This is a genomic window from Mesorhizobium sp. M7D.F.Ca.US.004.01.2.1, from assembly GCF_003997785.1.
GTDB classification, from domain to species: Bacteria; Pseudomonadota; Alphaproteobacteria; order Rhizobiales; family Rhizobiaceae; genus Mesorhizobium; species Mesorhizobium loti.
Map to the genome: position 1 here is coordinate 1 of NZ_RZRQ01000303.1, position 7,163 is coordinate 7,163.

The 7,163-nt window shown below is 62.8% G+C and carries 7 protein-coding genes; all 7 read right to left on the minus strand.

The features are described from left to right. On the minus strand, nt 1-370 hold a 370-nt coding region (locus EN993_RS28245), incomplete at its 3' end, for an AAA family ATPase (RefSeq protein WP_164757858.1). 173 nt (nt 371-543) lie between these two features. After that, entirely contained in the window at nt 544-1,443 is a 900-nt protein-coding gene (locus EN993_RS28250) for a hypothetical protein (protein WP_127265417.1), read from the minus strand. A 115-nt stretch (nt 1,444-1,558) separates the two neighbouring features. Continuing rightward, nucleotides 1,559-1,912, minus strand: a complete 354-nt coding sequence (locus EN993_RS28255; RefSeq protein ID WP_127265418.1) for a nitrile hydratase accessory protein — start codon at nt 1,910-1,912, stop codon at nt 1,559-1,561. Further along, complete coding sequence (nthB, locus tag EN993_RS28260; RefSeq protein ID WP_126069490.1) at nt 1,899-2,558, minus strand: nitrile hydratase subunit beta; 660 nt, start codon at nt 2,556-2,558, stop codon at nt 1,899-1,901. Before nthB ends, EN993_RS28255 begins: the two co-directional genes overlap by 14 nt. Next, nucleotides 2,555-3,160, minus strand: a complete 606-nt coding sequence (nthA, locus tag EN993_RS28265; protein ID WP_127265419.1) for a nitrile hydratase subunit alpha — start codon at nt 3,158-3,160, stop codon at nt 2,555-2,557. Before nthA ends, nthB begins: the two co-directional genes overlap by 4 nt. Before the next feature lie 77 nt (nt 3,161-3,237). After that, nucleotides 3,238-6,399, minus strand: a complete 3,162-nt coding sequence (locus tag EN993_RS28270) for an efflux RND transporter permease subunit (RefSeq protein ID WP_127265420.1) — start codon at nt 6,397-6,399, stop codon at nt 3,238-3,240. Beyond that, nucleotides 6,396-7,163, minus strand: a 768-nt coding sequence (locus EN993_RS28275; protein WP_127265421.1) for an efflux RND transporter periplasmic adaptor subunit, incomplete at its 5' end; no start/stop codon positions are given. The genes EN993_RS28275 and EN993_RS28270, both read right to left, overlap by 4 nt.

Genomic DNA, 7,163 nt, shown 5'->3' on the forward strand with positions numbered 1-7,163 from the left:
CCATCGAGCATTCGTCGATGACGACCAGTTTGGCCCGCGAGATCGGGCTCTGCCGGTTGAGCGAAAAGGTCGGCGACATCGAGGTCTTGCCGGTGACTTCGTCCGACACCGACTCCTCGCCCTTCGGCCTGTAGATCAGCGGATGGATGGTGCGGGCATTGACCGCACCCTTGGAGCGCAGAACCTGTGCGGCCTTGCCGGTGAAGGCGGCGAACTGCACTTGGCCGTCGACATGTTCGGCGAAATAACGCGCCAGCGTCGTCTTGCCGGTGCCAGCATAGCCGAACAGCCGAAAAATCTGGGGCCGGCCCTCCTTGAGCCAGCGCGCCACCGCTTTCAGAGCCTCGTCCTGTTGGGGGGAGAATTCCATCGGTTCGACAGACCGGATTCGCGAGAGAAAGACAAGCTTGGCCGCCGGCATATCTGCCGCAGTCGGCGGCGAACGCAGCGCCTACAACGGAATGAAGCTATCAGTCAAAAACAAGAACGTAAAGGGAACAGATCCCTTCTTTCGGTCCGAAGTCTGGCCTCGGTGAAAAACTGTCAGCCGTAGGCAGCCACTGCGGGCGGCGGTTCGTCGTCTGGAAACGGCCCCGGAACGGGGGCGTATCCGAAATAGCGGACACTCAAACGCGCCTGCCCTTTCGAAAGCAACCGCAGCGTATCCTCCAGCTTGAACATGTTGGTAAGCGGCACCAACGCGTCGATCTTGATGTCGGTCCCCAGGCCTTCCTGACCCTGAATTCTGCCGCGACGGCCCTTCAAATCGCTGACTATGCCGCGGACAGAATATTCCGGCGTGACCACCTCGACCTCCGTGATCGGCTCGAGCAGTTGCACGCCAAGCCTGGGCGCGGCTTCCCTGAAACAGGCACGACCGGCGATCTCGAAGGCCAAAGCCGAGGAGTCGGTTTGATGAAAGGCGCCATCGACCAACGTCGCCTTCAACCCGATCATCGGAGAACCGGCAAAGGGGCCGGAGACCAGGGCACTGCGCACTCCTTTTTCGACGCCGACGGCATGCTCATCGCGAACCGCGCCATTGGGAATCCGCGACACAAACACGAACTCCGGATCGTGCCCATTCGGCTCGAACAGCAGCTTCACGCGGGCAAACTGACCCATCCCATGTGACTGCTTCTTGTGCGTGTAATCCTGTTCGTGCTTGCGGGTGATCGTCTCGCGATAGGCCACATCCGGAGCACTGATATTCAGGGCGACCTCGAACTCGTTGACCAAGCGATGGATGATAAGATCAAGCTGAAGCTCGGCGTTGCCGGAGACAGTTGTTTGCCCAGCTTCCTCGTCCCATGTGAAGCGGAAGCCGAGATCCTCATCCGCAAGGCTCGACAAGGCGATGCGCAGCTTTTCTTCATCGGCCTCCGACTTCGGCTCGATCGCAATTTCCAGTAAAGGCCAGGGCGCTGAAGCGATTTCCATCATGGCAATAATGTCGCCTGAAGCGTCAATATTTACAACCGGACGGGCAGCGAAATCCAGAGCAGCATAAAGGAAGTCTAGATTGGCCGAATGATGCCGTTTAGGCCGTACCTTATTGTCAGGGCCCCGGATCGTTCTCTAGCAAGATCGGCTTGCCGTGCGGGGTCGCATGCGCGGCGCGTTCCCAGGCGGCGGCGATCGTGTCGACATCGCTTTTGCCCGCGACACCCTTGGCGGCCAGCAGGCTTTCCAGCGCCGCCAGCCAATGTTCGTAATAGTCGTGGCCGTCGGCAGCAGCACCGGGCTTCTTCACTTCGCTCGACAGCGCCTGCGCCCACTCACTCCACGAGAACAGACCCTTGTCGTGCAGCGCCACCGTCATGGCGAAGGCTTCGGCCTGCCATGGCTCGGCAAACACCGGGGCATCGATGCCCGGTGGCAGCTCGGCCATATCCGTGTCACGCCGGCTCAAGATAGCTCTCCCAGGCGTCGATCGACACAACAAGCGTCGGATCGGCCCCCTCGCCCCAGATTTCCGATCCTTCGAAAACCACCGTGTAAACCCATTGCGGGTTTTCGCCGTCCCCATGCGCATTGCTGTCCGGGAAGACAAAGCCATCGCGCACAGCTTCGATCGTTCCATGCTTGCCGCGTGCGTAGCGCGGCAGCCGCGTGTGGCCGGTTGGGTTGAAGTTCTTGGTCCGCACGGGATCTCCGGCTTTGAACCGCGCCGGCGTCGCAACCGGCCGGTCGCAAGGCCCGCCCTTGGCCAGCACGGCCGGCACGTTTTCGGCCTTCAGCACCCTTTTCGGCGCCGCTGCCGGATCGACGGGCTTGCCGGCAGCGAGATCCCGCTCGCTGACGAAGCCGTGGCGCTTCAGCAATACCTCCAGCGCCTTGATCCAGATCTCGTAGTAGCTGGAGGTATAATAATCGGCGGGATGCAGCGATTCCCGCGCGTGCCGGCTCTCGTCGATGTTCCACGCGCCCATGGCGCCGGCAGTCAGCGTCACACCGAGCGCCCGCCTTTCCCATGCGGTGTGGAAATAGGGTTCGTCCTTTTCGGGCGCGACCGGGCCGAATCCCATCTGCCCGCCAAGATCCTGCGGCCCATTCATGCCGGCTGTCTCGCCAGGCCGGTGCCGATCATCGCGTCGCGGCTCACCAGCTCCGCCAGCTGTTCCTCGCTCCAGCCCTCGGTACCCTCGGGCCGCATCGGCACGACGAGATAGCGCAGTTCGGCAGTGGAATCCCAGACGCGGATCTTCTTGTCCGCCGGCAGCGTCAGCCCGAACTCTTCCAGCACCCCATGCGGATCGATCACGGCGCGCGAACGATAGGGCGGCGCCTTGTACCAGACCGGCGGCAGGCCGAGCACCGACCACGGATAGCAGGAGCACAGCGTGCAGACGACGAGATTGTGCGTGTCCTCGGTGTTGAAGACAGCCTGCATGTGCTCGCCTTGCCGGCCAGTGTAGCTTAGCGATGCGATCGCCGCCGTCGCGTCGCGCTTCAGCCAGTCGGCATAGGCTGGATCGCTCCAGGCTTTCGCCACCACCCTGGCGCCGTTGCGCGGGCCGATTTTCGTCTCGTAGGTATCGACGATGACGTCGATCGCGGCCGGATCGATCAGCCCCTTCTGGGTGAGGATGGTTTCCAGTGCACGCACGCGGGCGGCAAACGGATCGAGTTCGTTGTCGTGGTCATGATCGTGTGACATGGCCGCAAAATACGGTCCCGATCATGCCGCTGCAAGCACGACGGCTTGGTCCAACGCCCGCCTTCAGGCGGCCTGCATTATTCGGCGGCCGCCCGCTGCGGTTCGGACAGCGCTTCTTCCCTGGCCTTGAACAACGAGAGCTGGTCGACATTTTCGACCGGGTCCGGCTCGCCCTTGCGCTTCGACCAAAGCCCGACCAGCCAGCCCGAGAAATTCTCCATGTAGACGTAGATCACCGGTGTCACGAACAAGGTCAACGCCTGCGAAGCCAGCAGGCCGCCGACAACGGCAACGCCCAACGGCTGGCGCAGCTCGGCGCTGGCGCCGGTGCCGAGCGCAATCGGAAACGTGCCCATCAGTGCCGCCAGCGTCGTCATCATGATCGGCCTGAAACGCATCAGGCACGCCTTGTGGATGGACTCCTTGGCGGACATGCCTTCTCGTCGCAGTTCGAGCGCGACGTCGACCATCATGATGCCGTTCTTCTTGACGATGCCGATCAGCATCAGGATGCCGATCACCGCGATGACAGACAGGTCCATACCGGCGAAGCGCAAGGCAACGACCGCCCCGAGCACGGCCGACGGCAGGCCGGTGAGGATTGTGAGCGGGTGGATGAAGCTCTCATACAGGATGCCGAGCACGATATAGATGGTCAGGATCGCGCCGCCGACCAGAAGACCCTGGTTGGCCAGCGAATCCTGGAAGGTCTTGGCCGTGCCGGCAAAGGTCGTCGAGATCGCCGTCGGCATGCCGATCTGCTCTTTGAGCGCGTTGATGCGCGTTACGCTGTCACCCAGCGCCACGCCCTGCGGCAGGTTGTAGGAGATCGTCACCGCCGGAAGCTGGCCGAGTTGGTTGACGGTCAGGGCGCCGGCCGTGCGATCGACGCGGGCGAAGGCGCCGAGCGGAACCAGGCTGCCGCTCGCCGTCTTCATCTGGATGGCGAGCATCCGCTCGGGCGACCATTCGATCTTGGGATCGAGCTCGGTAATGACTTCGTAGCTGTCGGCCGAGCCGAAGATTGTCGAAACCTGGTCGGTGCCGAACCCGCCATAGAGGGCGGAGCGCAGCGTGTCGGTATCGATGCCGAGCTGGGCGGCCTTGTCGCGATCCACCACCAGCGTCGCTTGCAGCGCATTGTTCTGCAGGTCGCTGGTGACGTCGGTGAAGGTCGCATGGTCGGCCGCCATCGCGTCATTCATCTTCTGCGCCCAGATATCGGTCTGGCCGGTATCGAGGCCCTGAACCACGAGCTGGTAGGCGCTGGCCGACGAGCGCGAACCCAGCCTCAGGTTCTGCACCGGCTGCATGTAGGTCTCGATACCCGGCACATTGGCCAGTTGCTTGCGCAGATCCAACTGCACCTTCTCGATATTCGGGCGTTGGCTCTTGTCCTTCAACTGAACGTAGAGCTGGCCCTGGTTCAGCGCATTGTTGCCGCTGCCTGCCGACCATGCCACATGCGAAACATAGGGCGAATGGGAAAAGACGTTGGCCACCTGCCCTTGCAGCTTCACCATGGCGTCAAACGAAATGTCCTGTCGCGCGATGGTGGTCACCGATATCTGGCCGATATCCTCCTGCGGGAAGAAGCCCTTCGGCGAGATCTGGATCAGCCACACCGACGCTGCCGCGGTTCCGACGAAGACGAGGAACACCAGGAAGGTGTGCCGCAGGCAGAAGCTCAAGACCCGGTCGTAGCTGCGTGTGACGAGGTCCTGCTTATGGCCGGCACCATGCTTGTCGCGGTCGGCCTTGGTCACCGACAGCAGCCGCGAGCACAGCATCGGCGTCAGTGTCAGCGACACGAACATCGACGCCAGGATGGCGACCGTCACCACGACGGCGAATTCGTTGAAGATGCGCCCGATGACGCCGCCCATCAGCAGCACCGGGATGAACACCGCTACCAGCGAGATCGAGATCGAGATGATGGTGAAGCCGATTTCGCGCGCCCCCTTCAGCGACGCATCGAAGGCCGACAGCCCATCCTCCTCCATATGACGGAAGATGTTCTCCAGCATCACGATGGCGTCGTCGACAACGAGGCCCACCGCAAGCGTCAGGCCCATCAGCGAGATGTTGTCGATGGAAAAGCCGAACAGGAACATCGCGCCGAGCGTGGCGATCAGCGAGATCGGCACCGCCACGGCCGGGATGATAGTCGCCGTCACCCGGCGCAGGAACACGAAGATCACCATGATCACCAGGGCAATGGTGAGCAGCAGCGTGAACTGCACGTCGCTGACGGCCTGGCGGATCGAACTCGAGCGGTCGTTGAGCAGCTTGATGTCGGCGGCGGCCGGCATCTGGTCCTTGAAGGACGGCAGCATCGCCTTGACCTTGTCGACGACGTCGACGGTGTTGGCGTCAGGCTGGCGCTGCACCGCCATGATGATCGCGCGGGTGCCATCGTACCAACTTGCGGTCGTGGTCGTCTGCACCGAATCGACGACGCGGGTCACCTCGCCCAGCCGTACCGGGTGACCGTTCTTGGTGGCGATGATGATGTTGGAGAAGCCAGCGGCGTCGTTGAGCTGCGTGTTGGCGGTGATGGTGAGCTGCTGCTTGTCGTTCTGGAGCACGCCGAGCGGCGTGTTGCTGTTGGCCGAGGCGACCGCCGTCTGCAGCTGGTCGATCGAGATGCCGCGCGCGGCAAGCGCGGTCGGATCGATCTGGATGCGCACCGCGTATTTCTGTTGGCCGAAGATCGAGACCTGCGCCACCCCGTCGATGGTCGACAGCGACGGCGAGATGACGTTTTCAGCGAAAGCATCGAGATCGGTCAGCGGAATCGTGTCGCTGACCAGCGACATCAAAAGGATCGGCGCGTCGGCCGGATTGACCTTGCGATAGCTCGGCGGCGCCGTCATCTGCGGCGGCAATGATTTCTGCGTGCGCGCGATCGCCGCCTGCACATCGGCGGCGGCTGCGTCGATGTCGCGGTTGAGCACGAACTGGATGGCGATCGAGGTTTGGCCAAGCGAGTTCGTAGTCGAGATCGAATCGATGCCGGCGATGGTGGCGAACTGCTTGATCAGCGGCGTCGCCACCGATGTCGCCATGGTTTCCGGCGAGGCGCCGGGCAGCGAAGCCGAGACGTTGACCACCGGGAATTCGGCGCTGGGCAGTGCCGCTACCGGCAGGAACTTGTAGGCAAAGAGTCCGCCCAGCACGAGGGCGAACGACATCAGAAGGGTGGCGACGGGCCTGCGAATGCAGAATTCGGAAATCATTGGGCAGCCTCGCCGGCATTGGTCGCCTCGGCCACCTTGGGCGCGGCAGCACTCGCCGTGGCCTTGCCTTCATGCACGGCGGCGCCGTCCTTCAGCCTTGTCTGGCCTTCGGTGACAACCTTCTCACCGCTTTTCAGCCCCTGGCTGATGGCGCTGTTCTCGCCTTCGGTCAGCGCCACTTGCACCGGCCGCATCTCGACGGTGTTGTCCGGCTTGACCACATAGACGAACGGCCCCTTCTGGCTGGGCTGCACCGCGACCGTCGGAACCGATGTCATCTGCGGCATGATGCCGGCGTCGAGCACGACATTCACATACTGGCCCGGCCACAGCGAAAGATCGGTGTTCGGCACACTCGCCCGCGTGGCAATCGTGCCCGACGCGGTGTCGACGCTGGAATCGACGAAATCGAGCGTGCCCTTGCCGATCGGCGTTGGATCACCGTCCTTGGTAAGGGTGACCGCCCCTTGCTGCGGATTGGCAAGCGCCTTGTGCAACAGCGCCAGGTTGCTTTCAGGCAGATTGAAGTTCACCTGCAGCGGATCCATCTGGGTGATGGTGACAAGCGGCGTCGCCGTGCTGCTGTTGCCGTTGCTGACGGTGACGAGGTCACCAACGGCGACGCTGACAGCGCCCAGCCTGCCGGAAATCGGCGCCGTGATGGTGGCAAAGCCAAGCTGGACATTGTCGGCGTCGATTGTCGCCTTGTCGGCATCGACAGTCGCCGCGGCAGCCTTCGCCGCAGCGACGGCCTGGTCGTAGGT

Excerpts from the sequence above, each read along its gene's own strand:
- EN993_RS28250 (WP_127265417.1), bottom strand. The coding sequence starts at position 1,443 with ATGATGGAAATCGCTTCAGCGCCCTGGCCTTTACTGGAAATTGCGATC.
- nthB (WP_126069490.1), bottom strand. The coding sequence starts at position 2,558 with ATGAATGGGCCGCAGGATCTTGGCGGGCAGATGGGATTCGGCCCGGTC.
- nthA (WP_127265419.1), bottom strand. The coding sequence starts at position 3,160 with ATGTCACACGATCATGACCACGACAACGAACTCGATCCGTTTGCCGCC.
- EN993_RS28270 (WP_127265420.1), bottom strand. The coding sequence starts at position 6,399 with ATGATTTCCGAATTCTGCATTCGCAGGCCCGTCGCCACCCTTCTGATG.